Here is a 2864-nt window from a genome sequence, read left to right as displayed (position 1 = left end):
AGCCCCGACCAAAAGGTCGGGGCTCTCGCGAAGGATGTTCCGGCGGTGTCCTACTCTCCCACACCCTGTCGAGTGCAGTACCATCGGCGCAGGTGGCCTTAGCTTCCGGGTTCGGAATGGGACCGGGCGTTTCCCCACCGCTATAGCCGCCGTAACTCTATGAAACTGTCACACAGAGAGCCAGGTCACGAATCCCCTTGCGAGGGCTCGATTCCCGTCTGCCTGTATCTGTGTGTTGTTTCAGATACTGCACAGTGGACGCGTAGCTTCTTTGTTGGTAAGTCCTCGGCCTATTAGTACCAGTCACCTACACCTGTTACCAGGCTTCCAGTTCTGGCCTATCAACCCAATGGTCTGTTGGGGGCCTTACCCCCTCGAGGGGGTGAGAAACCTCATCTTGGAACAGGCTTCCCGCTTAGATGCTTTCAGCGGTTATCCCTTCCGAACGTAGCCAACCAGCCATGCCCTTGGCAGAACAACTGGCACACCAGAGGTTCGTCCGTCCCGGTCCTCTCGTACTAGGGACAGCCTTCCTCAAGTTTCTAACGCGCGCGGCGGATAGAGACCGAACTGTCTCACGACGTTCTAAACCCAGCTCGCGTGCCGCTTTAATGGGCGAACAGCCCAACCCTTGGGACCTACTCCAGCCCCAGGATGCGACGAGCCGACATCGAGGTGCCAAACCATCCCGTCGATATGGACTCTTGGGGAAGATCAGCCTGTTATCCCCGGGGTACCTTTTATCCGTTGAGCGACACCGCTTCCACATGCCGGTGCCGGATCACTAGTCCCGACTTTCGTCCCTGCTCGACCTGTCGGTCTCACAGTCAAGCTCCCTTGTGCACTTACACTCAACACCTGATTGCCAACCAGGCTGAGGGAACCTTTGGGCGCCTCCGTTACTTTTTGGGAGGCAACCGCCCCAGTTAAACTACCCATCAGGCACTGTCCCTGAACCCGATCAGGGTCCGAGGTTAGAGGTCCAATACGATCAGAGTGGTATTTCAACGATGACTCCACAAACACTGGCGTGCCTGCTTCACAGTCTCCCACCTATCCTACACAAACCGTACCGAACACCAATACCAAGCTATAGTGAAGGTCCCGGGGTCTTTCCGTCCTGCTGCGCGAAACGAGCATCTTTACTCGTAGTGCAATTTCACCGGGCCTATGGTTGAGACAGTCGAGAAGTCGTTACGCCATTCGTGCAGGTCGGAACTTACCCGACAAGGAATTTCGCTACCTTAGGATGGTTATAGTTACCACCGCCGTTTACCGGGGCTTAAATTCTCAGCTTCGCTCCGAAGAGCTAACCGGTCCTCTTAACCTTCCGGCACCGGGCAGGCGTCAGTCCGTATACATCGTCTTACGACTTCGCACGGACCTGTGTTTTTAGTAAACAGTCGCTTCTCACTGGTCTCTGCGACCCAACCCAGCTCCCACCGCAAGGGTGTTCACCAGACCGGGCCCTCCTTCTCCCGAAGTTACGGAGGTATTTTGCCGAGTTCCTTAACCACAGTTATCTCGATCGCCTTAGTATTCTCTACCTGACCACCTGTGTCGGTTTGGGGTACGGGCCGTGTACCAACTCGCTAGAGGCTTTTCTCGACAGCATAGGATCACTGAATTCGCCTCAATCGGCTACGCATCACCTCTCAGGCTATATGTCTGGCGGATTTGCCTACCAGACGCCCTACAGGCTTACACCAGGTATTCCATCACCTGGCCCAGCTACCTTCCTGCGTCACCCCATCGCTTACCTACTACAGCCAGGGTCGTATGCAGCCGTCCTCCCTCTCGCCCGAAGGCTCGATAAGAGAACATTTGGATACTTAGCACAACTGATTCGATATTTGGCGCGGATACACGGGTACGGGAATATCAACCCGTTGTCCATCGACTACGCCTGTCGGCCTCGCCTTAGGTCCCGACTCACCCTGGGCGGATTAACCTGGCCCAGGAACCCTTGGTCATTCGGCGGACGAGTTTCTCACTCGTCTTTCGCTACTCATGCCTGCATTCTCACTCGCATGGCCTCCACGGCTGGATCACTCCGCCGCTTCCCTGGCCATACGACGCTCCCCTACCCATCCAGACTCCTGGCCCGAAGGCGGGATAATGTCTGAATGCCGCGGCTTCGGCGGTGTACTTGAGCCCCGCTACATTGTCGGCGCAGGATCACTTGACCAGTGAGCTATTACGCACTCTTTCAAGGGTGGCTGCTTCTAAGCCAACCTCCTGGTTGTCTTCGCGACCCCACATCCTTTTCCACTTAGTACACGCTTAGGGGCCTTAGCCGGCGATCTGGGCTGTTTCCCTCTCGACTACGAAGCTTATCCCCCGCAGTCTCACTGCCACGCTCTCACACACCGGCATTCGGAGTTTGGCTGACTTCGGTAAGCTTGTGGGCCCCCTAGGCCATCCAGTAGCTCTACCTCCGGTGTGAAACACGTGACGCTGCACCTAAATGCATTTCGGGGAGAACCAGCTATCACGGAGTTTGATTGGCCTTTCACCCCTACCCACAGCTCATCCCCTCAGTTTTCAACCTAAGTGGGTTCGGTCCTCCACGACGTCTTACCGCCGCTTCAACCTGCCCATGGGTAGATCACTCCGCTTCGGGTCCATAGTGTGCGACTCAGGGCGCCCTATTCGGACTCGCTTTCGCTACGGCTCCCCCACACGGGTTAACCTTGCCACACACCGATGACTCGCAGGCTCATTCTTCAAAAGGCACGCCATCACCTTAAAGGGCTCTGACGGATTGTAAGCGCACGGTTTCAGGTACTATTTCACTCCCCTCCCGGGGTACTTTTCACCATTCCCTCACGGTACTATCCGCTATCGGTCACCAGGTAGTATTC

At 56.1% G+C, this 2864-nt stretch carries 2 rRNA genes; both read right to left on the bottom strand.

Annotation, left to right across the window (positions count from 1 at the left end):
• Positions 1-37: 37 nt before the first annotated feature.
• Positions 38-154 (bottom strand): 5S ribosomal RNA (gene rrf, locus ACFRAM_RS28585).
• 119 nt (positions 155-273) lie between these two features.
• A 23S ribosomal RNA gene (locus ACFRAM_RS28580) occupies positions 274-2864 on the bottom strand; the annotation flags it as partial.

The organism is Paenibacillus sp. NPDC056722, assembly GCF_042790635.1.
GTDB classification, from domain to species: domain Bacteria; phylum Bacillota; class Bacilli; order Paenibacillales; family Paenibacillaceae; genus Paenibacillus_AQ; species Paenibacillus_AQ agri.
This window is presented reverse-complemented; position numbering and strand designations above follow the sequence as displayed.